Origin of the sequence: Streptomyces sp. NPDC017991 (assembly GCF_044328075.1) — a bacterium.
Lineage (GTDB): Bacteria > Actinomycetota > Actinomycetes > Streptomycetales > Streptomycetaceae > Streptomyces.
Window position 1 is genome coordinate 69,215 of the sequence record NZ_JBIRGP010000006.1, and the last position, 22,056, is coordinate 91,270.

Below are 22,056 nucleotides of genomic sequence, written 5' to 3' on the forward strand. Positions count from 1 at the left end.
AACCTACCCGCGGTGCGGCGTTCGTCACCAAACTCCCGCCGCACCCCCCGTACGCCGGAGCGCCGCCGTCCGGTCAGGCCGGACGCGACAGCGCGGCCAGGTCGCCGGAGCCGAGGGTGTCCTCGCCGCGCGGGCTCACCGACCAGCTCGGGCTGTGGACGGTGTCGAGGTAGCGCTCGCCGAGGTCGGGGGCGATCGCCACCGACGTGAGGTCCCGTCCCCCGTGCAGGTCCATCCAGGCGGTCGCCCCGCTGACGACCGTGCCCGTGGAGCCGCCGAACAGGAAGCCCCGTGCGGCCAGCCGGCGGCAGACACGGACGGTGTCTGCCTCCTCCACGTGCACCACGTCGTCCACGTACGACGCGTCGAGCATCGGCGGACGTACGCCCATGCCGAGACCCGGGATCAGCCGCGGGCGCGCGGGCCCGCCGAAGGTCACCGAGCCGACGCTGTCCACCGCGACGATCCGCACCCGCCGCCGCCACTGCCAGAACCAGCGCGCGCAGCCCATCAGGGTGCCGGTCGTGCCGGCCCCGACGAACAGCACGTCCAGGTCCGGGAAGTGGCGCGCGATGGCGGGCGCCGTGGTGCGGTAGTGCGCCCGCCAGTTGCTGTCGTTGGCGTACTGGTTGAGCCAGACGTACCGGTCGTCCGAGGCACACAGCGCCCGTACGTACGCGATCCGGGCGCCCAGGAAGCCGCCGTGCAGAGCGGGTTCCTCGACGACGTGGACCACGCTGCCCAGAGCTTCCATCATCCGCCGGGTCGTCGGGTTGCAGCGCGCGTCGGTCACGCACCGGAACCCGTAGCCACGGCTCGCGGCGATCACGCTCAGTGCCACGCCCAGGTTCCCGGACGACGACTCGACCAGGACGGATCCCGGTCGCAGGGCGCCGCTGCGTTCGGCGGCGTCCACCATCTCGGTGGCCGCCTTCATCTTGATCGACCCCGCGAAGTTGAACCCCTCGCACTTCAGGAAGAGCGGCAGCCCCATCGCCGCCCGCAGGTCGACGTAGAGCTCGTTCTCGTTGAATTCCGAAGGATCGGAAATGACAGGCATGAGTCCCCCTCATTCATGCGGCCTTCGTGCGGCGCCGTGCCCACGTCCCGTGCGGCACGGCGCCCGCCGGTCAGCCGTGCCGGCGCAGCTCGTGGAAGAAGCCGTCCACGACGTGCGGCTCGCCCCGCCGGGCCACCTCGTCGTGGACGAACTTGCCGACCGCGAGGTCGAGGACCCCGAGGCCGAAGGGCGAGAAGATCACCGTCCGGTCGGCCGGAACGGTCACCCGCCCGGACAGCACGTCGTCCAGGGTGCCGTCGATGAAGTCCCGGCCACCGCTGAGGCGTTCGGCCAGATGCGGAGAGGTCTCCGCCTTCAGGCAGTGCTCGATGTCGTCCACGAAGTTGGCCGAGGCGAGCAGGATCTCGGGCGCCAGGTCGCGCAGCGACACGTGCAGCACCAGCGGGGCGTGGTCGAACCACCCGAGGTCGTGGATGTGCGGAGCGCCCGCGACGGTGGCGAAGACCAGCAGATCACTGGAGCGGACCAGCGACTCGGCACTGTCGTGCACGGTGAGCCGGCCCTTGGCGCCCGACCGTTCCAGATAGCCGCGGAAACCGGCCGCGCTGTCCGCGGACAGGTCGAAGACCCCGGTCTCCTCGAACGACCAGCCGGTGGCGGTCAGATGGGTGTGGATGTGGCGGGCGATCAGCCCGGTGCCGACGAACCCGACCCTCACCGGCCGGGTGCGGCTCCGGCTGAGCCGGTCGGCCGCGAGCGCCGCGGAGGACGCCGTCCGGGCGGCGCTGATGATCGAGCTCTCCAGGCAGGCGAACGGGTAGCCCGTCTCGTGGTCGTTGAGGATCAGCACGGCCGAGGCACGGGGCAGTCCGGACGCCGTGTTCCCGGGGAAGCTGGAGACCCACTTGATGCCGTCCACCCCGATGTCCCCGCCGATCGACGCAGGCAGCGCGATGATCCGCGACGACGGGCGGTCGGGGAAGCGCAGGAAGTACGACGGCGGGTTCACCGAGTCGCCGCCCCCGTGCAGCCGGTACACCCGCTCGACGAGGTCCGCGAGCTCGGACTCCCGCCCCTCCAGGGCCTGCTGGACCTGGGCACCGGAGACGACGGAGAACGGGGGAGCGGTGAGCGTCTTGGACGCCCCCGACGCCCCTGACGCCTCGGCGGCCTGCGTCGCCTGTTCCGTGCCGGTCATGCGGTCCTCACTTCGGTCGTGGGTGTGCGGTCGGACAGCCGGATCGGGTCGGCCAGCGCGGCGAGCACCTCGCGCGGACCCTCGAAGGGCTCCCTGCTGTGCGCGGTGCGGATGTTGTCGACGATCATCAGGTCACCGGAGCGCCACGGCTCGCGCACGGTGTGGGCCTCGTACACCTCGTTGATCCGCCGGACGACGTCCTCGCCGATCGGATCCCCGTTGCCGTGGCGGGTGTTGAAGGGCAGCCCGTCGGGGCCGTAGACGTCCACCAGGTACTCCCGCACCTCGGGGTCCATCGTCCACTCGTTGAGGAAGGCGATCTGGTTGAACCAGCAGAGCCGTCCCGTGCCGGGGTGCCGGACCACCGCGGCGCGGCGCTGGCGGGTGTGCAGGGAGCCGTCGCCCTGCCAGGCGAACTCGATCGCGTGGGCACGGCAGTAGCGCTCGACGGAGGCGCGGTCCTCGGTGCCGAAGGCCTCGCCGAGCGACGCCCCGATCTCGTCGTTGTACGTCCGCGTGAGCAGCCAGCCCTCCCGGGCGAACCGTTCGGCGAGGCCGGCCGGCAGCGCGTCGAGCACGGTGGGCGCGTCGGCGACCGCGGTGGCGCCGCCCCCGGCCGGCGCGTCGAGGCACGCGAACAGCATGAGAGCGGGGAACTCGACCGCGTAACTCAGCTCGTGGTGCATGCACATCTGCTGGTTGGGCGGCCACTTGGTGGAGGAGTACACGCCGTCCGCGTACGTCCGCCGGGGTGCGAAGGACTCCCGGTCGGGCATCAGGCTGGTGGCCAGGCGCCGGAACACGTCCCCGGTCGTGTCCGGGTCGCTCAGACCCAGGCCGCGGACCAGGACGCTGCCGTGCTCGGCGACCACGGCGCGCAGCGCGTCCCGGTGGACGGCCGCCCAGCCCGCCGTGTCCCCGGCCACGTCGGCGCGCAGGACCGGGGGGCTGCCGGGACTCAGGACGACGTCGGGCAGCAGCGTCGGAGTCGAGGACATCGTGTGGTTCCTTCCGGTCTCGCGCTGTTCGGACTGTGCGCGGATGTACGTGTGGTCCTGGGCCGGCTCCCGCGCCGGATTCCGGCCCCGGTGCTCGGCGCGGTTCACGACGCCTCCCTGGCGGGGGTGTCGAGCAGTCCCGCCAGGTCGGCGAGGACGGGGTGGCGGGCGACGTCCTTGAGGGTGATCGCCCGGTCCAGCGCGACCGCCAGCTTCACCGCGGCGAGGGAGGTGCCGCCGCGGTCGAAGAAGTGGTCCAGGCGGCCGATCCGGTCCTGCGGGATGCCCAGCACCTTCGCCCAGGCCGCCGCCAGGCGCAGCTCGCCCGGTGTGCCCGGCGCCCGCTCGCCGTCCTGGCCGTCCGCACCGCCGGCGGCGGAGCCGAGATCCTCGGCGAGCGCGGTCAGCGTCTTGCGGTCGATCTTGCCGTTGGCGGTCAGCGGCAGACTCTCGCGCCGGTGGACGGCCGACGGCACCATGTACGCGGGAAGCGACCCGGCGAGCCGCTCCAGCACCGCCTGCGGGTCGAGCGGCTCCGACCCGGCGCAGAACGCCACCAGACGCGTGCCGCCCGCGACCACCACGGCGCCGTCCCGGACGCCGTCCACCCGCAGCAGCGCGTTCTCGATCTCGCCGATCTCGATGCGGAAGCCGCGGATCTTCACCTGGCTGTCCCGGCGGCCCAGGAACTCCAGCTTCCCGCCGGGCAGCCACCGGCCGTGGTCCCCGCTGCGGTAGAGCCGCTCACCCGGCCGGTACGGGTCGTCCCCGAACGCGGCCTTCGTGCGCTCGGGGTCGTTGACGTACCCGCGGCCGACGCACACCCCGGAGAAGACGATCTCGCCGGGCGCGCCGAGCGGTACGGGGGACAGGTGCTCGTCGACGACGTACACGCGCACGTTCGCGACCGGCCGGCCCAGCGGGACCCGGTCCTCGTCCGGCACCCGGTCCATGACCTCGTGGTTGGTGTCGTCGGAGGTCTCGGTCAGCCCGTAGGCGTTGGCCAGCCGGATGCGCGGCTCGGCCGCGAACCAGCGCTGGACGAGCTCCTTCTTGACGGCCTCCCCGGTGACCGACACACAGTGCAGGTCGGGCAGTTCGCGCGGGCGCTGCTCCAGCTCGGCGAGGACGACTTCGAGATACGACGGGACGACCTGGAGCACATTGACCCCGCCGTCCGTGATCGTGTCCACGAAGCGCGGGACGTCCAGGATCACCTCCTGGGCGACCAGCAGCGTCCGCCCGCCGACCAGCAGCGCGGAGACGAGCTGCCACAGCGAGATGTCGAAGCACTGGGGCGCCGTCTGCGCGACGACCTGCCCCTCGCCGACCCGAAGGTCGTCGATCTTGGCGAGGACGTGGTTGACGAAGCCCGCGTGCTCGCACATCGCGCCCTTGGGCTCCCCGGTGGAGCCGGAGGTGAAGTAGATGTAGGCGAGCTGGTCCGCGGCGACCGCGACACCGAGGTCGCCGTCGGCGTGGTCCTCCGCGTAGGCCGCCTCGACGTGCAGGACGCGGGCGCCGGTGTCGGCCCCGTCCAGCGTCGCGGTGCTGCCGCCCTCGGTCAGGACGAGTTCGCAGCCGGCGCGCCTGAGCGTCTTCTCGATGCGCCCGGCCGGGAAGTGCGGCTCGACGGGCAGGTAGACCCCGCCCGCCTTGAGGACCGCGAGGACGCCGGCCATCCAGTCCAGATCGCGTTCCATGACGACCGCGACGACCCCCTCGGGGCGCAGCCCGCGCGCGAGCAGGGCCCGGCCGATGCGGTTGGCCCGCGCGTTCAGCTCGCGGTACGTCCACTCCTCGTCCCCCTGGACGGCGGCGACGGCGTCCGGATGGGCGGCCACCCGCTCCTCGAAGAGCTCGTGGACGCGGCGGTCCGGCAGTTCGCGGTGCGGCCCGGCCAGAGCGTCGAGCTGGAACCGGAGTTCGTCCTCGCCCAGGAGGCCGTGCCGGTCGTGCGCGGCGTCCGGGTCGGCGGCCAGCAGGCCGAGCGCGGTCAGGTGGTAGCCGGCGATGCGCGCGGCGGCGTCGGCGTCCAGGACGTCGGTGCGGTGGCGCAGCCGCAGGAAGCGGTCCGCCACGCTCACGTGCAGCACGGCGTTCGCGGTGTCGGCGGTGCCAGCGGTGTCGGCAGTGTTGGCGGTGCGCCCGGTGACGTTGCCGCCGTGCGGGTCGAGCACGGCCGCGAAGGGGACCGGGTAGCCGCCCGCCTCCCGCACGGGCGGCCCCCCGGCCGGTTCGTGGGCGGCCTCGCGGACCGCCAGGTCCGCCCGCGCCAGCAGGTCGCGCCAGGTGCCGGGGCCGACGGCCAGCCGGCGGAGCACCGGCGCCGCGCCCTTCGCGGTGACGTAGCCGGTGACGGCCTCGCGCTCACCGGACAGGGCCGCGAGGACCTTGGCGTGTGCGGCCAGGAGCGCGGACGGCTCCGGCACCGGTCCTTCGGGCAGCGGGACTTCGTACTCCGCCGTGCCCGGGACCGGGTCGAGCGTCCACCTCGGGATCGTGTCCATTCTGTGTTCCCCCTGTGTTCCCGTATGTGCTGTGGTGCCTGCGATGCCTGTGATGCCTGCGGTGCCGTCAGGCGCGCCGCTGTTCGGCCGCCGGGTTCCCGCCCCAGTGCGCCCCCGGCGGTACCTCCTCGCCCTTCATCAGGAAGGAGTCGGCGGCGATCACGGCGGCGTCCCCCACGGACGCGCCGTAGTGGACGAGCGCGCCGACGCCGAGCGTGACGCCGTCGCCGATCTCGATGTGGTCGGACTTGAAGGTGCCGTCCTCCTGCGAGTGCGCCTGCACCTTGCTGTGTGCGCCGAGGGTGCAGTCGTCCCCGATGGCGGTGAGCGTGCGCTCGGTGATGTAGGCCCCGTCGTCGAAGACCCGGCGGCCGATGCGGACCCCGAGGAGCCGCCAGACCACGTTCTTGAACGGGGTGCCGTTGAACACGGCGAGGTGCTTGTCGGGGAGCTTCCACAGCCGTTCCTGCCGCCAGAAGAGCGGGTCGTAGATGGAGTGCAGCCGCGGCTCCAGCGGACGGAACCGCAGGATGGTCCGCTCCACCAGCACGTAGTAGCCGGTGGTGAACACGAGGCCGACGATCAGGGACGCCCCGATCAGCAGCCCGCCGACGGCGCCGTACTCCCCGTACAGGTCGAGGGCGGCGAAGCCGAGGACCGTGAGCACGAACATGTCGAACCACCGGATGAACAGGAACAGGCCCATCGTGCGCAGGTTGTGGCGGTTCTTCGCGGCGAGGCGGCGGTGCAGCTCGTCACCCTCGCGCAGGTGGTCGAAGCGGGTGTCGCGCTCCACGGTCCGCGGGATCTCGAAGGGCGGCGAGCCCAGCAGGCCCACCCCTTCGCGGACCTCCCCGTCCAGCGGGACCATGACCTTCGTCGCCAGCAGGACGTTCTCGCCCGTGCGGCCCCCCACCGGATAGGCGATGTGGTTGCCCAGGAAGCTGTTCGCCCCGATCGTCGCGCGCGAGACCCGGAACGACGTGCCCGAGAACTCGGCGTTCATGATCGACAACCCGTCGGCGACCATCGTGCCGCGCCCGACGGTGGCCAGGAACGGTGTCTCGTGCGCCACCGCCGTGCCGAAGTTGGAGCCGGTCTGCTCGACGTGCGAGAGGTCGTACCCGATGGCCCGCAGGTAGTGGACGATGTACGAGCTGTCCCCGCACAGCCACTTGAAGAACGCGGCGTTGGTCAGCCGCGCGACGGAACGCTGCACCGAGTAGTGGAAGCCGTAGAGCGGGTAGACCCGGTCCGGCTCCAGGAACCGGTTCAGCAGCCGCGGGACCACGGTCACGACGGTGAAGCCGACCACGATGAAGCCCACGAAGAGAGCGGCCGACAGGGCGAACGCCTCGGCATAGAACCGCCCGGACGTGATGTGCCGCGCCTGTGTGTTCAGCAGCACGTCCAGCGAGGGTGCCACCGTCAGCAGCATGTAGGTGCCCCCGACGAGGAGCGGCATGGTGACCAGGAGCGTCTGCAGGACGGTGGCCAGGCCGTAGCCCACCCGGCGCGCGGTGCCGCACTCCGCCGGGGCGACCCGTACGTAGTCCACGTCCGTGCGCTCGGCCGGCGAACCGTGCCAGTGCTGCCCGGCCGGTACCGCGGCGCCGCCGTACAGCGCCGACGCGTGGCCGAGCTGGGATCCGTCACCCAGGGAGGCGCCGATGTCGAGGACGGTGTTCTCGCCGACGAACACGTCCTGGCCCAGCGTGACCCGGCCGGTGCGGATGCGTCCGGCGTGCGCCTGGTAGCAGAGGAAGTGCGAGTCCTTGCGGATCACCGTGTTCGCGCCGACGGTGAACAGGTCGGTGCAGACCGGTACCGCGTGCGAGAGGATCGTGACGTTCCTGCCGATCCGCGCGCCCAGGGCCCGCAGATAGAGCACGTACAGCGGGTTGCCGGCGAACAGGACCATCGGGTTCGCGTGCACCAGCACCTTGACGGTCCAGAAGCGCAGATAGGCCAGGCTCCAGACCGGGAACTCGGTCTCCTTCCAGCGGCCGACCAGCACCCATTTGGCCACCACCGGCAGCGTGCACAGGCCGACGAAGACGCCGCCCCCGAAGAGCGCCGACCGCAGATAGACGTCCACGACGCCGTCCCCGGCCGACACCCAGGCGTACCCCTGTGCGGTGACGAGCCCGGAGAGCAGGCAGTACGCCGCGAAGACGAGGAACTGCAGCGCCCCGCACAGGACGTACCGCGCGCTGCTGCCCACCGCGGGCGGCGCGGCCGGTTCCGCAGGCGGCGCGGGCGCCTCGCCCGGGATCTCGGCGAGCGCCGCCGCCAGACCGCGGATCGTCGGGTGGCCGTACACGTCGCGCATCGACACGGCCGGCAGGTCGGGGTGCTTCCTGACCCGGGCGCAGAAGTGTGCCATCACCAGGGAGTTGGCACCGAGGTCGTCGAAGAAGTGACTGTCGACGGGGACCTGCTCGGCGCGTACGACACCGGCGAGCACCTCCGCGAGGACAGGTTCGATCCCGTTCACCGGGTCGCGGGCGGTCACGGACAGCGCCGGAGCGACGGTCGCGACCTCAGTGGGATTTCCCACCACTTGATCTCCTTGCTGGTGATTGCTCGTACTTGTGGACCGTTCGGAAGTGTTTGGTACTCGGATGGGTATACGAAGGATTCACGCCCGCAGTTTCATCACGCACCTGAATTGGTGACGAAAGATGTTCCGGTGAACCACGGTGATTCGTGGGTGACTCCGGTGTGCCGGAAGGTAGAATTGTTTCTCGCGCTGGCTGTGTTGTGTCAGGGCAGGCGAGAAAAGGATGTTCGGGAAGTGTGTGAAGTGGCCGCGTGGAAAGGTGCGGTGCCGCACGGCGTGATCCGCGTGCTTCCCCTTGCGGATCACGGGTGACGCGGCTGTGTCGGGCCCTCCTCCGGGCCCTTCTGAGTCCCCCGTGTCGTGGTGCCGCCGAGCCGCCCCCACGTGCCCAGCGCAATGCAATCCGAATTGTTTCGGCGTGCTCATGAACGGGTCAAGGGCGTTTCGTCCTATGGCGCTTTCTCGCTGTTCGATGCTTCAACCGCCACCGCCCGGAATGATCTCGTCCGACCGTGCGACCGGGGAACTCACCCGTGGGCAGTGCATATGCCGTCGCGCATTCCACTTCCGCAGGGCAGGTATTTCAGCCACGCGGTCATGACAGAAAAAGGGTTCGATTTATCTTTACGATTACCGCGGAATTGCTGCCGCTTTTCCGGCGTATGACGGAACCGGATCAGTACCGTTGCCCCACCGGGCCGCGTGCGCCGCTCCCGCCACACCCGCTCCGGTCGCGGCACCGGGGATGAGTGCGACGCCGCGCGGCGGATACCTTTAGGGCGTGCAGCCAGCAAGTGAACCCCCTCAGAGGACGTCCGGTCGTCTCCACCGGGCGCGTGCCCTCTATCGGAACGTCTCGAAGCGCAGGACCGCCTGGCTGCTGCTCAAGGACACCGTGAACTCGTGCGTCGAGTACCGGATCCTCGGACTCGCGGCGGAGGCGGCGTTCTTCACGCTGCTGTCCGTGCCGCCGCTGCTGCTGAGCATGATCGGCCTGCTGGGCTACGTCGACGACTGGACCGGCGCCGACACCATCGCCAGCGTGGAGACCAGCCTCCTGGAGGCCTCCCGCACGGTCCTGACCGACAAGGGCGTCGCACAGATCGCCGAACCGCTCCTGCACGACGTGATGGAGGGCGGCCGGCCCGACGTCATCTCCCTGGGCTTCCTGTTCGCCCTGTGGTCCGGCTCGCGCGCGGTGAACGTCTTCATCGACACCATCACCGTCATGTACGGCCTCGACGGGGTGCGCGGCATCGTCAGGACCCGCCTGATGGCCTTCCTGCTCTTCCTCGTGGCCCTGCTGATCGGCTCGGTCGCCCTGCCGCTGATGGTCGCGGGCCCCGACGCCGTGGTGAACGTCGTGCCGTGGTCGACGACCGTCGTACAGGTGCTCTACTGGCCCGTCGTCATCGTCCTGTCCATCGTCTTCCTGACCACGCTGTACCACGTGTCAGTACCGGTGCGCTCACCGTGGATCGAGGACGTGCCCGGCGCGCTCGTGGCACTCACCATGTGGGTGCTGGGCAGCCTCCTGCTGCGCATCTACCTGACGAACACCGTCGAGGGCCCCACGATCTACGGCTCCCTGGCCGCGCCCGTCGCCGTCCTCCTGTGGATCGGCGTCGCCGCCTTCGCCGTGCTCGTGGGCGCCGCCGTCAACGCGGCCATCGACCGCGTCTGGCCCGCCGCGGCCACCGCCGCCGCCCGCGCCGTCAACGAACGGCTGCGCGCCGAGCAGGCCGCCGACCTCGTGGCCCGCGCGGCGGCGGCCCGCGCCGCGCAGGCCGAGGACGGCTACGACGACCCCGACGACCCGGACATGCCCTCCGAGTTCCCCGAGCGCTGGTCCCGCTTCCTGCCCCCGGAGGACGTCACCTCCCGGCTGCGCACCCACGCCAAGTCCACCCCCAAGAACAGCGACGAGCCGCCTCCGCCGCAGTGACGAGGCGCCTCCGCCGCGGTGCGGGACGGGGCCCCGCCGCGGGGTCCGCGGCGGGGCGGTCAGGGCGACCCGGGGGCGTGCGGCATCAGACCTTCCACACCCCGTCCGCCGCGTGCTCCCGCGCGAAGTCGGCGAAGTCGCGCGGCGCACAGCCCAGGACCCGCCGTACGACGTCCGTGGTCGTCGCGTTGCGACCGTCGAGCAGCCCGTCGAAGACCTCCTCCATGAACGCGACCTCCTCGGCCGGCAGCCCGAACCCGGCCAGGATCGCCCCGTACTCCCTCGTCGGCACCGGCACGTACCGGATCTCCCGGCCCGCCGCGGTGGAGATCTCCGCCATGGCCTCCCGGAAGGACAGCAGCCGAGCCCCCGTGACCTCCAGCGTCCGTCCCGTGTACGAGGAGTCCGACAGCGCCTTCACCACGACCTCCGCGAGATCGCGCGCGTCGATGAACGGCACCGGCACCTCGCCCGCCGGGAACACGAACTCACCGCCGCGCACCCCGTCCAGCAGCAGGCCCTCGCTGAAGTTCTGGAAGAACCAGTCGGCCCGCACCACGGTCCACGCCGCCCCCGACTCCCGCAGCGCCCGCTCGGCCGGCTCCGCCTGACGCTCCCCGCGCGCCGACAGCAGCACCAGCCGGCGCACGCCGAGATCCTGGGCCCGCCGGGCGAACGCGGCGACGTTCCCGGCCGCGCCCGGCGCACCGACGTCCGGCGCGTACGCCAGATACGCCGCGTCGGCCCCGCGCAGCGCCTCGTCCCACGTCGAGGGGTCGTACCAGTCGAAGCGCACGTCGCCCCCGCGCGAAGCGGCCCGCACCCGGAACCCCGCGGCCTCCGCGGCCTGCGCCACCCGGCGCCCGGTCTTCCCCGAGGCGCCCGTCACCAACACCGTCCCGTTGCGCGTGTTTCCCGTCATGGGTCCAGTCAACGGCCGCGCGCGGCAAGGGGACATCACTGAACCTCTCGTTCCCATAAGAGCGCGTCTACTGTGGGGCCATGGACGCACTCGCAGGCCTTCTTGAGGGTCCACGCGCGCGTGGCGCCTTCATGATCCGGGCGTGCTTCGAACCACCCTGGTCCCTGCGGATCGAGGACCGCGCCCCGCTCACCGTCGTGCTGGTGATCCGCGGCGAGTCCTGGATCACACCCGACGGGGGCGAGCCCGTGCTGCTGCGGGCCGGCGACCTCGCCATCGCGCGCGGCCCCGACCCGTACACCTGCGCCGACGACCCCGCGACCCCGCCCATCGCGGTGATCCTGCCGGGCCAGGAGTGCGCCTACCCGGACGGGCGCTCGATGCGCGGCCACATGGACCTCGGCGTCCGCACCTGGGGGCAGCGCCTCGACGGTTCCATGGTGATGCTGATCGGCACGTACCCGGTGCGGGGAGAGGTCGGCGGACGGCTCCTCGACGCGCTGCCGCCGCTGCTGACGCTGACCTCCGACGTGTGGGAGTGCCCGCTGACCCCGCTGCTCACCGAGGAGATCGTGCGCGACGAGCCAGGCCAGGAGGTCGTCCTCGACCGGCTGCTCGACCTGCTGGTCATCGCCGCGCTGCGGGCCTGGTTCTCCCGCCCGGAGGCCGAGGCCCCCGCCTGGTACCGGGCCCTCGCCGACCCGGTCGTCGGCCGCGTGCTGCGGCTCCTCCAGGACGACCCGGCGCACCCCTGGACGGTCGCCTCCCTCGCCACGAAGGCCGGTGTCTCGCGGGCCGCCCTCGCCCGCCGCTTCGGCGAACTCGTCGGCGAGCCCCCGATGACGTACCTGACCGGCTGGCGCCTCGCCCTCGCCGCCGACCGGCTGCGCGACACCGGCGACACCCTGGAGGCGATCGCCCGCCAGGTCGGCTACGGCAGCGCGTTCGCCCTGTCCAGCGCCTTCAAACGGGTGTACGGGGTCAGCCCGCAGGAACACCGGACGCGGGCGGCCCGGCCGTCGGTCGGCGTAGCCTTCTGACTGTGGCCGAGCCGTACGCCGAGCAGCACTCCGAGTCGTCGCCGGCGCCGTACGGGGAACGGGCGTCGCGGCTCACCGGTGCGGTCGTGTGGACCCGTACCGCCGTGCCGGGTGACGCCGCCCCGGTCCTGCCCGACGGCTGCATGGACCTGCTGTGGACCGAGGGCCGGCTGTTCGTCGCGGGCCCCGACACCCACGCGTACGTGAGTGAGAGCGACGGCCCCGGAGACGCGAGGCGGTACGCGGGCGTCCGCTTCTTCCCCGGAACCGCGCCCTCCTACCTCGGCGTACCCGCCCATGAACTGCGCGACCGGCGCGTCGACCTCGCGGATCTGTGGGACGGGGCCGAGGTACGACGGCTCACCGAGCGGGTCGACGCGGCGGCCGATCCCGCCGCCGCGCTGGAGGTGGTGGCCGTGCGGCGGGCGGCCGACGCCGAACCGCCGGACCCGCGGCTTCGGGCCGTCGTCGCGGCACTGTCCGCGGGCCGGTCCGTCGCCTCCACGGCGGACGGGGTGGGGTGGAGCGAGCGGCAGTTGCACCGGCGGGCGCTGGCCGCGTTCGGGTACGGGCCGAAGACGCTGGCCCGTGTACTGCGCTTGCAGCGGGCGTTGGCGCTGGTGCGGGGTGGGGTGGGGGCGGTGGACGCGGCCGCCGTCGCGGGGTATGCGGATCAGGCGCATCTCGCGCGGGAAGTGCGGGGCTTGGCGGGGGCGCCGTTGGGGGAGCTGCTGAGGCGTTGAGCCCCTGAGCCCTGAGCCCTGAGCCCTGAGCCCCTGAGCCCTGAGCCCTGGGTTCGGGTTCGGGCTCGGGTTCGCGGGGGATCTGTACGTGTTCGTCCCGGTCCACGTCCCGGCCCTCTTCCTGCCCTGTTCCGGTCCGGCGGCGCTCGCCCGGTTGCATCGTTGACAGGCTGAGTAGACCGGTCGTATAGTTCTGGTCATCGGAACGCGGCAAACGCCGGTACCGCCCGCAACTCACCGAAGGAGCAAGCATCATGGGACGCATCAAGGTCGGCACGGAGAACAGCACCGACGTCGAACTGCACTACGAGGACATGGGGTCGGGCCGGCCGGTCGTGCTGATCCACGGCTACCCGCTGGACGGCAACTCCTGGGAGGGGCAAGTGCCGGCCCTGCTGAAGGCCGGGAACCGGGTCATCACCTACGACCGGCGCGGCTTCGGCCGGTCGAGCCGGCCCTCGGCCGGTTACGACTACGACACCTTCGCCTCCGACCTGAACACCCTGATGGAGACCCTCGACCTGCGCGACGCGGTCCTGGTCGGGTTCTCCATGGGTACCGGTGAGGTCGCCCGCTACCTGTCCGCCTACGGTTCCGCCCGGGTCGCCAAGGCGGTCTTCCTGGCCTCGCTGGAGCCGTTCCTGGCCATCACCGAGGACAATCCCGACGGCGGCGCCCCGCTCTCCTTCTTCGAGGGCGTCTCCGAGGCGGTCGCCAAGGACCGCTACGCCTTCTTCACCGGCTTCTACCGCGACTTCTTCAACCTCGACGAGAACCTCGGCACCCGGGTGAGCGAGGAAGCGGTCCGCAACGCCTGGAACGTGGCGGCCGGTGCCGGTGCGATCGCCTCGGTGGCCGCGCCCCTGACCTGGTCCACCGACTTCCGCGCCGACATCCCCCGCATCGACGTCCCGGCGCTGATCGTGCACGGGACCGCCGACCGCACCCTGCCCATCGACGCCACCGGACGGCGCTTCGCCAAGGCCCTGCCCGCCGCGCGCTACGTCGAGATCGAAGGCGCCCCCCACGGGCTCCTCACCACCCACACCGCCGAGGTCAACGAAATCCTCCTCGACTTCCTCAGCCACTGACCACGAACCGTCTACCAGATGTAGACGACCGGTCTATTCAACGGTAGGATGGTACGCATGCCAGTCACTCAGGGCGATACGCGCCGCAGCATTCTCGACACGGCTCAGCGGATCATGTCCCGCAAGGGATTCGCCGCGGTGGGGATCAACGAGGTCCTCTCCCAGGCCGGAGTCCCCAAGGGGTCCTTCTACCACTACTTCAACTCCAAGGACGCCTTCGGCGAGGCGATGATGCGCTCCTACTTCGCCGACTACCTCGCCGACATGGACCGCATCCTCGACGAGCCGGACACGACACCGGCGCAGCGGCTGATGAACTACTGGCAGAGCTGGCGCGAGTCGCAGAGTGTCGACGAGTGCCAGGGCAAGTGCCTGGCCGTGAAGCTCGGCGCGGAGGTCTCCGACCTGTCGGAGTCGATGCGTATCGCGCTGAAGGAGGGCACCACCGCGATCGTCGACCGCCTGGAGCGGGTGATCGCCGCCGGTCTGGAGGACGGCTCGCTCCCGGTCGACGGCGACGCCCGCACCACCGCCCAGGCCCTGTACGACCTGTGGCTCGGCGCCAGCGTCATGGCCAAGATCCACCGGGACATCGGCGCCCTGGACACCGCCGCGACGGTCACCCGCCGGCTCCTGCACGTATAGCGCCCGCCCGGCCCCGCACCCACCCGCGCATCACCACGTCCGCGCGGCCTGACCACCATTTAGAGACGACCGGTCTACTTAGAAGTGACCGGTTCACCATCCGAAGGAGCAGCAATCATGAAGGTTCTCATCGTCCTCACCTCGCACGACGAGCTCGGCGACACCGGCAGGAAGACCGGCTTCTGGCTGGAGGAGCTGGCCGCCCCCTACTACCGCTTCAAGGACGCCGGCATCGACCTCGTCCTCGCCTCCCCGCAGGGCGGCCGGCCTCCGCTGGACCCCAAGAGCAACGAGCCGGCCAACCAGACCGACGAGACCCGCCGCTTCGAAGCCGACCCCCAGGCCATGGACGCCCTCGCCCACACCGTCCGCCTCGACTCCGTCCATGCCGACGACTTCGACACCGTCTTCTACCCCGGCGGTCACGGCCCCCTGTGGGACCTGGCCGAGGACGCCACCTCCATCCGCCTGATCGAGACCACCCTGCGGGCCGGCAAGCCGCTCGCTCTGGTCTGCCACGCCCCGGGTGTCCTGCGGCACGCCGTGAACGAGGACGGCACGCCGCTGGTGCGAGGCAGGAAGGTCACCGGGTTCACCAACAGCGAGGAAGAGGGAGTCCAGCTCACCGAGGTGGTCCCCTTCCTGGTCGAGGACGAACTCGTCCGGCTCGGCGGCGACTACTCCAAGGGCGACGACTGGGCGCCCTACGTCCTGCGGGACGGCCTGCTGATCACGGGACAGAACCCCGCCTCCTCCGGTCCGACCGCCGACGCACTCATCGATCTCGTCACCAGCGCCGCCCACGGCGGCAAAGCCGACGCGTGAGCGTCCACACCGTGACGCCGCGCGAGCGGCTCGACGACCCCGCCGGGCCGGCAGCCTCCACGGCTCCGGCCCGGCGGGCCCGCAAGGGCCACCGATCACCGACACCGTCCAGCAGCGGACCAGGGACAGAACTGATGCTCACCCACCCCAGCACGCACGTTCCCGACGCTCCGTCCTACCGGTCCGCCTGGGTCCGGCCCGCCGCCACGGTGTTCGTCGTGGGATGGGGGGCGAACATGTTCGCCTCCCTGCTGCACTCCTACGCCGACCTGAGCGGGGTGCGGGCCGACGGCCTGTTCGGGGCCTACGCGCTCGGGCTCATACCGGCCCTGTTGATCGCGGCGCGGGTCTCGGACCGTATCGGCCGGCGCCGGGCGCTGCTCGCGGCCCTGCTGCTCTCCGCGCTCGGCTCGGCCGTGCTGTTGTTCTCGGACGGCGCGTTCGGGACGATCCTGACCGGGCGGATACTCATCGGGATCAGCGCCGGCGCCGCGTTCGGGCCGGGCACGGCATGGATCAAGGAACTGTCCGACACCGCGCAGACGCGAGGCAGGGGAGCACGACGCGCGGCAGTCGCACTGACCGCCGGTTTCGCGGCCGGACCCCTCCTGTCCGGGGCCATGGTCCAGTGGCTCCCCGCCCCGCGGACCACGTCCTACCTCGTACACATCGGGCTCGTGGCGCTGGCGCTGCCCTTCGTGCTACGTGCCCCTGAGCCGGGCCGGCGGGGCACCGGGCCGGGCACCCGCCGCACGGCAGCGGGCCGCAGGGCCGGGAGCTATCTGACCAGCCGGGCCTTCTTGGCCGCCATGGTTCCCACGGCACCCTGGGTCTTCGGGGCCGCCACCGTCTCCTTCACGGCGCTGCCCGCGCTGGTGTCCCTCGGCGACTTCGGCCCCGTCGGGAGCGGCATCGTCGCCGCGGTCACTCTGGGCACCGGCATCGCGGTGCAGCCATGGGCGGGCCGGCTCGCGCGACGCTCCCCGGCCGCCCCCTTCCGTACGGGCATGACCGCTGCGATCGTCGGCATGCTCCTCGCGGCGCTCACCGCGGGCACCGGCTCCCTCGTCCTGCTGATGGCCACCGCCGTCGTCCTGGGTGCGGCCTACGGCATCCTCCTGGTGAGCGGATTGCGGCTGGTGGAATCGCTGGCCCCTCCGCAGCACGCCGCCACCGCGAGCGCCGTCTTCTACAGCCTCGCCTACACCGGGTTCGCCTTCCCGGTGCTCGTGCAGACACTGAGCAGCGTGTGGAGTCCGGTAACCGTTCTCCTCGCCGGGGCCGGACTCGCGACGGTCGCCATGGCCACGACCTTCATCGCCTGGCCCCACGTGGGTCGTTCACCGCGTACCCCGGCGCCCGGGGCTCCGTCGGCTCCCGCCCCCGCATGAGCCCCGTACCCGCCGTTCGACAGTCTCCCGAAAGCGCGGCGGTCCTCGCTGACCTGACCTAACCTGACCTGACCTGACCGACCCGGCCCGCCGCCGCTTCCCTGCCGCCGACGTCTTCGGTTCGGCCCACCACCCGGTGAAGGCGGAAGAGGGGCCGGTTACGGGGTGTCGAGGTGGGCGAAGAGGTCCACGCCGTTGCCGTCCGGGTCGTGGACGACCGCGTATCGCATGCCCCAGGGGGCGTCGAACGGCTTCAGCTCCGCGTGGTGGCCCGCGGCCAGCAGTGCTTCGTACGTCGCGTCGACCTCCGCGGGGCTGTCGCACAGGAAGGCCAGTGCGACCCGGCCCCCGCCCGTCGGCGGTAGCCAGTCGGGGTGGAACGAGCGGATGGTGTCCTCCGTGTCGAGCGCGAAGCGCAGACCGCCCGGCAGTTGCGCCTCGACGTGCGGCGCGCTCTCGGCGCCCTCGGGGAATTCGAGGCCGAGACGGCGGTAGAAGGCGAGCGACGCGGCCATGTCGGAGACGACGAGGCCGATGAGATCGAATCGTGGAGTCATGGGACCACCGTAGGGACCGTGGTGGCGCGAGGTCTTGAAGGAATCGGACGTTCATGGCACGGCGGCCGGCGGCCGGCGGGTGACACGGACAGGGCGGCGTACTCCGACGCGTGGTCGGGGTACGCCGCCCTGGGGTGGGACGAGGTGCGGGAGCCGGCCCGCGCTGCCATGGCGGTTACTTCGAGTCGCGGTTGAACTGCGAGGCCGACCAGTAGTAGCCGAGCGCCGCCAGGCCCAGGCACCAGGCCACGGCCAGCCACCCGTTGTTGCCGATCTCGGTGCCGAGCAGCAGCCCGCGCAGGGTCTCGATGGCCGGGGTGAAGGGCTGGTACTCGGCGATCGGCTGGAACCAGCCGGGCATCGTGTCGGCCGGGATGAAGGCGCTGGAGATGAGGGGCAGGAGGATCAGCGGCATGGCCATGTTGCCGGCCGCCTCGGCGTTCGGACTGGCCATGCCCATCCCGACCGCGATCCAGGTCAGCGCCAGAGCGAACAGGGCGAGCAGCCCGAACGCCGCCAGCCATTCGAGGACCGTGGCATCGGTGGACCGGAAGCCGATGGCCACACCGACGGCCCCGACGAGGACCAGGCTGGCGAGCACTTGCAGGACACTGCCGACGACATGCCCGATGAACACCGACCCGCGGTGGATCGCCATGGTGCGGAAGCGGGCGATGATGCCCTCGTTCATGTCGGTGGCGACGGACACCGCGGCCCCGATCACGGTGCTGCCGATGGTCATCATCAGGATGCCGGGGACGATGTAGGCGATGTACTCGGAGCGGTCGGCGCCGCCGTCCCCGATCCCGGCGCTCATCACGTCGCCGAAGATGTAGACGAAGAGCAGGAGCAGCATGACCGGGGTGAGCAGCAGGTTCAGGGTGAGGGACGGGTAGCGCCGGGCGTGCAGGAGGTTGCGGCGCAGCATCGTGGACGAATCGCGGACGGCGAGGGAGAGGGTGCTCATCGGACGTTCTCCTTGGGCTGGTTCGGCTGGTTCGGCTGGTTGGGCTGGTCGGACCCGGTGGTCTGGCCGGGGACGCCGGCGGTGTCGCCGGTGCTGCCGGTGAGGGCGAAGAAGACGTCGTCGAGGTCGGGGGTGTGCACGGTGAGTTCGTCGGCTTCGACGCCGGCGGTGTCGAGCCGGTCGAGGATGGCGCGCAGTTCGCGCTGGCTGCCGTCGCTGGGGATCTGCAGGGCGAGTGCTTCGTCGTCGAGGGTGACGTCGTGCAGGGCGGAGGCGGCGGACCGGTAGGCGTCCGGGTCGGTGAACCGCAGCCGGACGTGTCCGCCGGGGATGAGCCGTTTCAGCTCCTCGGCGCTTCCCTCGGCGGCGATGCGGCCGTTGTTGAGGACGGCGATGCGGTCGGCGAGCTGGTCGGCCTCTTCGAGGTACTGGGTGGTGAGGAAGACGGTGACGCCGCTGGTGACCAGTTCGCGGATGATCTGCCACATGTTGTGGCGGGAGCGGGGGTCGAGGCCGGTGGTCGGTTCGTCGAGGAAGATGATCCGCGGGCTGCCGACCAGGGTCATGGCGATGTCGAGGCGGCGTTTCATGCCACCGGAGTAGGTGGAGGCGGGTCTCGTCGCGGCGTCGGTGAGGTCGAAGCGTGCGAGGAGTTCGGCGGCGATGCGCCGCCCCTCCTTCTTCGGCAGGTGGTGCAGGTCCGCCATGAGCAGCATGTTCTCCTCGCCGGTGATCAGCCCGTCGACCGCGGAGAACTGCCCGGTGACACCGATCCCTGCCCGCACGGCCTGCGGGTCGGCGCGGAGGTCGTGGCCGCCGACGCGGATCGCGCCGGAGGCGGGGTCGGGGGAGACGAGGGTGGAGAGGATGTTGACGACGGTGGTCTTGCCCGCCCCGTTCGGGCCGAGCAGGGAGAAGATCGTTCCCTCGGGGACGACCAGGTCGATGCCGTCGAGCACGACCTTGTCGCCGTAGGACTTGCGCAGCCCGTTCGCCGCGATGGCCGGGTCGGTCATGAGGAATGCTCCTTCGAGAACTGCGGTTCGGGGACTGCGGATCGAGAACTGCGGTTCGGGGACCGCGGTTCGGGGACTGCGGGGCAGAGGCTGAAAGTGCGGGCCTGTGAGGGCTCGCGGATCAGAGACTGCGGGCGGTGATGTCGCCGTAGGACGTGGTCGCGTGGATGTTCAGAGCGGCGGCGGCGCCGTCGGAGTTCTTGAGCGTGTTGCTGACCCGGCCGAAGCCGGTACCGGCGTCCAGGGAGGCGGAGACTCCGCGGGCGGCGCCGACCGACACCTCGCCGGCCTCGGTGCGCAGCACGACCGTGCCGCGCACGGCCTCGGCGATGCGGATGTCGCCCTTCTGGACGCTGATCTCCGCCGGGCCGCCGAGGCGGCCGACCGAGATGTCACCGGCGAGCAGGGTGAGGTGGGCCTGGGCGGTCTCGTCGAGCTTGACCGAACCCTGTGCCCCCTCGAAGGCGACGTCACCCAGTCGTCCGACGCCCCGGAACTCGCCGGCGGCCGTCTTCGCCTCGACGTGGGAGCCGGCCGGGAGCTGGACGGTGACCTCGACGGACCCGGAGCTGCCCAGGATCCGGTTCTTCGCCGGTGCGGCCTCGATCCGCAGGACGCCGTCGCCGTAGGCGACCTTGATCTGCTCGGCCGCCTTCACGTCGCGGCCGTTCGAGGCGTTCGCGGGCCGGACCTCGACCGTGGTGTCGGCCCGGTCGGCGGCGATGAACCGGATGCTTCCCGCGGGGATGTCGAGGACGGCGGAGACCTGGGTGGCGGTGTCGAACTTCAGCATGGTGCTCTCCTCGGTGTGGTTGTCCGTTCGCCCGTTCGGCGTTTCCGGCATTGGAAAAGCTACGTTGCGTTCATGGAAGCGGCAACAGTTCTGTTGCACGCAAAGGCTATAACCGCAGCTCAGAGTCTATAAATCGTTGCGCTGGCAGTACGGCTAACGCAACGGCGATCGCCAAGTGCGTTGCAATGTGCTTGGAGTGAACGCTATGCTCAGGGCGCCGGGCACGACCGAGGACCATGAAGGAGACCGTGATGCCGGGAGGCAGGCTCACTCAGCAGGAACGCCAGCAGATCGCGCTGGGGCTGGCCGACGACCTCGCGTACGCGGAGATCGCGAGACGTCTCGACCGCCCGACCTCGACGATCACTCGCGAGGTCATGCGCAACGGCGGCCCCCTCGCCTACCGCGCGGACCTGGCCCACCGTGCCACCGAACACCGCGCCCACCGGCGCAGGGAGGCCGCGCCCAGAGGACAGGAAGCGCCTCCGCAGGCCCACGGCCGTGACGCCGACGCCGTACGCGAGTACGTGGAGGTGTTCACCACCCTCATGATGCAGTCGGGTCTGCCCAAGATGACGTCCCGGGTGCTGGCGCACCTCTACACCACCGACGCGGGCAGCCTCACCGCGTCCGAACTCGTCCAGCACCTCCAGGTCAGCCCCGCGTCCATCTCCAAGGCGGTCACGCTCCTGGAGAGTCAGGGCCTCATCCGGAGGGAGCGGGACGAGGGCCGCCGCGAGCGCTATGTCGTCGACAACGCCGTCTGGTACGACGGGATGATCGCCGCCGCCAAGTCCCACGCCCAGCTCGCCGAGACCGCACGGCAGGGCGTCAGTGTCCTCGGCCCCGACACCCCGGCCGCCGCCCGCCTCGAAGGCATCGCCCGCTTCGTCGACTTCGTCGGCGAGGCCATGACCCGAGCCGCGGAACAGGCCCGAGAGGTCCTCCACGCGAAGCCCGAACCCCCGGCCGAATCCCCGGCCGAGCCGCCGGCCGAACCGACGCAGTAGAGACCTGGAGCCCCCTCATGGCAGCACAGCTCCCGCGACCGAGTGCCCTTTCCCCCTCCCACCCCCGGGTCCTCGTCTACACCCGCACCACGGACTACCGCCATGACTCGATACCCGACGGCACGGCCGCCGTACGGTCGCTGGGGGCGGCGCACGGCTTCACCGTCCACGCGACGGAGGACCCCGGCTTCTTCGACGCTCCCGTGGGCCCGTACGCGGCCGTAGTCTTCCTCTCCACCAGCGGTGACGTCCTGACACCCGCGGGCCGGGAGCACCTGGCCGCGTACGTCGAGGGGGGCGGCGGCTTCGTCGGGGTGCACGCGGCGGCCTGCACGGAGTACGACTGGCCCTACTACGGCGAGCTGTTGGGGGCGCGTTTCGCCCGGCACCCCGACCACCAGCCGGGCCGGGCCATCGTGGAGGACCACGATCATCCGGCGACCCGACATCTGCCCGCCGCCTGGGAGTTCACGGACGAGTGGTACGACTTCCGGACCAGCCCCCGGGGTTCGGTACGCGTACTCCTCTCCGCCGACGAGACCTCGTACGACGGAGGCGGCATGGGCGACGACCACCCCTTGGCCTGGTGCCACCCCCAGGGCGAGGGCAGAGCCTTCTACACGGCCCTGGGCCACGCCCCGGAGGCCTACACCGACGAAAACTTCCGCACCCACCTACTGGGCGCCATCACCTGGACAGCCGCCTTCTAGAAGGCACAGCTGGCGCTTTTAAGGGGCGCGAGGAACGGCGCACCCAGCCACAACGCACCCGCACGTCGCGCAAGCCCTGCCGGGCCCCGGCCGCTTTTAAGGGGCGCGGGG

19 protein-coding genes are annotated in these 22,056 nt (G+C 71.3%); 9 read left to right on the top strand and 10 right to left on the bottom strand.

Features of this window, described 5'->3' with window-relative positions:
• Positions 1 to 73 precede the first annotated feature (73 nt).
• The 5 genes from sbnA to ACH4DZ_RS19295 all read right to left on the bottom strand — a co-directional run bounded on the left by sbnA (position 74) and on the right by ACH4DZ_RS19295 (position 8,242).
• Complete coding sequence (sbnA, locus tag ACH4DZ_RS19275; RefSeq protein WP_398288372.1) at positions 74 to 1,060, bottom strand: 2,3-diaminopropionate biosynthesis protein SbnA; 987 nt, start codon at positions 1,058 to 1,060, stop codon at positions 74 to 76.
• A 70-nt stretch (positions 1,061 to 1,130) separates the two neighbouring features.
• Positions 1,131 to 2,219: a 2,3-diaminopropionate biosynthesis protein SbnB gene (gene sbnB, locus ACH4DZ_RS19280; RefSeq protein ID WP_398288373.1), complete on the bottom strand. Its 1,089-nt coding sequence runs from the start codon at positions 2,217 to 2,219 to the stop codon at positions 1,131 to 1,133.
• Positions 2,216 to 3,217 carry a TauD/TfdA family dioxygenase gene (locus ACH4DZ_RS19285; protein WP_398288736.1) on the bottom strand — a complete coding sequence of 334 codons (1,002 nt, stop codon included), beginning with the start codon at positions 3,215 to 3,217 and terminating at the stop codon, positions 2,216 to 2,218. The genes sbnB and ACH4DZ_RS19285 overlap by 4 nt, the downstream gene beginning before the upstream one ends.
• A gap of 104 nt (positions 3,218 to 3,321) precedes the next feature.
• The gene (locus tag ACH4DZ_RS19290; RefSeq protein WP_398288374.1) at positions 3,322 to 5,727 is read right to left on the bottom strand and encodes an amino acid adenylation domain-containing protein; all 2,406 of its coding nucleotides are present in this window, start codon (positions 5,725 to 5,727) and stop codon (positions 3,322 to 3,324) included.
• A gap of 67 nt (positions 5,728 to 5,794) precedes the next feature.
• Positions 5,795 to 8,242, bottom strand: a complete 2,448-nt coding sequence (locus ACH4DZ_RS19295) for a Pls/PosA family non-ribosomal peptide synthetase (RefSeq protein ID WP_398288737.1) — start codon at positions 8,240 to 8,242, stop codon at positions 5,795 to 5,797.
• Positions 8,243 to 9,071: 829 nt separating this feature from the next.
• On the opposite strand from ACH4DZ_RS19295, the gene ACH4DZ_RS19300 reads away from it, so the two are divergent.
• Positions 9,072 to 10,235, top strand: a complete 1,164-nt coding sequence (locus ACH4DZ_RS19300) for a YihY/virulence factor BrkB family protein (protein ID WP_398288375.1) — start codon at positions 9,072 to 9,074, stop codon at positions 10,233 to 10,235.
• An 85-nt stretch (positions 10,236 to 10,320) separates the two neighbouring features.
• On the opposite strand, the gene ACH4DZ_RS19305 is transcribed toward ACH4DZ_RS19300, so the two are convergent.
• Positions 10,321 to 11,157 carry an NAD(P)H-binding protein gene (locus ACH4DZ_RS19305; RefSeq protein ID WP_398288376.1) on the bottom strand — a complete coding sequence of 279 codons (837 nt, stop codon included), beginning with the start codon at positions 11,155 to 11,157 and terminating at the stop codon, positions 10,321 to 10,323.
• 80 nt (positions 11,158 to 11,237) lie between these two features.
• On the opposite strand from ACH4DZ_RS19305, the gene ACH4DZ_RS19310 reads away from it, so the two are divergent.
• The 6 genes from ACH4DZ_RS19310 (at position 11,238) to ACH4DZ_RS19335 (ending at position 16,892) form a co-directional block, all read left to right on the top strand.
• Positions 11,238 to 12,197 carry a cupin domain-containing protein gene (locus ACH4DZ_RS19310; RefSeq protein ID WP_398288377.1) on the top strand — a complete coding sequence of 320 codons (960 nt, stop codon included), beginning with the start codon at positions 11,238 to 11,240 and terminating at the stop codon, positions 12,195 to 12,197.
• Positions 12,198 to 12,199: 2 nt separating this feature from the next.
• A complete protein-coding gene (locus ACH4DZ_RS19315; RefSeq protein WP_398288378.1) occupies positions 12,200 to 12,940 on the top strand; it encodes a DUF6597 domain-containing transcriptional factor in 741 nt (246 codons plus the stop codon).
• A gap of 254 nt (positions 12,941 to 13,194) precedes the next feature.
• Positions 13,195 to 14,031: an alpha/beta fold hydrolase gene (locus tag ACH4DZ_RS19320; protein ID WP_398288379.1), complete on the top strand. Its 837-nt coding sequence runs from the start codon at positions 13,195 to 13,197 to the stop codon at positions 14,029 to 14,031.
• 57 nt (positions 14,032 to 14,088) lie between these two features.
• Positions 14,089 to 14,676 carry a TetR/AcrR family transcriptional regulator gene (locus tag ACH4DZ_RS19325; protein ID WP_398288380.1) on the top strand — a complete coding sequence of 196 codons (588 nt, stop codon included), beginning with the start codon at positions 14,089 to 14,091 and terminating at the stop codon, positions 14,674 to 14,676.
• Between the two features lie 117 nt (positions 14,677 to 14,793).
• Positions 14,794 to 15,501, top strand: coding sequence for a type 1 glutamine amidotransferase domain-containing protein (locus ACH4DZ_RS19330; RefSeq protein ID WP_398288381.1), 708 nt, complete (start codon positions 14,794 to 14,796; stop codon positions 15,499 to 15,501).
• Positions 15,498 to 16,892: an MFS transporter gene (locus ACH4DZ_RS19335; protein WP_398288382.1), complete on the top strand. Its 1,395-nt coding sequence runs from the start codon at positions 15,498 to 15,500 to the stop codon at positions 16,890 to 16,892. Before ACH4DZ_RS19330 ends, ACH4DZ_RS19335 begins: the two co-directional genes overlap by 4 nt.
• Positions 16,893 to 17,050: 158 nt before the next feature.
• On the opposite strand, the gene ACH4DZ_RS19340 is transcribed toward ACH4DZ_RS19335, so the two are convergent.
• The 4 genes from ACH4DZ_RS19340 to ACH4DZ_RS19355 all read right to left on the bottom strand — a co-directional run bounded on the left by ACH4DZ_RS19340 (position 17,051) and on the right by ACH4DZ_RS19355 (position 20,225).
• Positions 17,051 to 17,449 (bottom strand): VOC family protein, encoded by a 399-nt coding sequence (locus tag ACH4DZ_RS19340; protein ID WP_398288383.1) that lies wholly within the window; start codon positions 17,447 to 17,449, stop codon positions 17,051 to 17,053.
• A 175-nt stretch (positions 17,450 to 17,624) separates the two neighbouring features.
• Positions 17,625 to 18,416, bottom strand: coding sequence for an ABC transporter permease (locus ACH4DZ_RS19345; protein WP_398288384.1), 792 nt, complete (start codon positions 18,414 to 18,416; stop codon positions 17,625 to 17,627).
• Positions 18,413 to 19,432, bottom strand: coding sequence for an ATP-binding cassette domain-containing protein (locus ACH4DZ_RS19350; protein WP_398288385.1), 1,020 nt, complete (start codon positions 19,430 to 19,432; stop codon positions 18,413 to 18,415). Before ACH4DZ_RS19350 ends, ACH4DZ_RS19345 begins: the two co-directional genes overlap by 4 nt.
• Positions 19,433 to 19,553: 121 nt before the next feature.
• Positions 19,554 to 20,225 carry a DUF4097 family beta strand repeat-containing protein gene (locus tag ACH4DZ_RS19355; protein ID WP_398288386.1) on the bottom strand — a complete coding sequence of 224 codons (672 nt, stop codon included), beginning with the start codon at positions 20,223 to 20,225 and terminating at the stop codon, positions 19,554 to 19,556.
• Positions 20,226 to 20,476: 251 nt separating this feature from the next.
• Here ACH4DZ_RS19355 and ACH4DZ_RS19360 point away from each other — a divergent pair, with 251 nt between their 5' ends.
• Both ACH4DZ_RS19360 and ACH4DZ_RS19365 read left to right on the top strand, forming a co-directional pair.
• The gene (locus ACH4DZ_RS19360) at positions 20,477 to 21,235 is read left to right on the top strand and encodes a helix-turn-helix domain-containing protein (protein ID WP_398288387.1); all 759 of its coding nucleotides are present in this window, start codon (positions 20,477 to 20,479) and stop codon (positions 21,233 to 21,235) included.
• Between the two features lie 17 nt (positions 21,236 to 21,252).
• The gene (locus tag ACH4DZ_RS19365; RefSeq protein ID WP_398288388.1) at positions 21,253 to 21,945 is read left to right on the top strand and encodes a ThuA domain-containing protein; all 693 of its coding nucleotides are present in this window, start codon (positions 21,253 to 21,255) and stop codon (positions 21,943 to 21,945) included.
• Positions 21,946 to 22,056 lie beyond the last annotated feature (111 nt).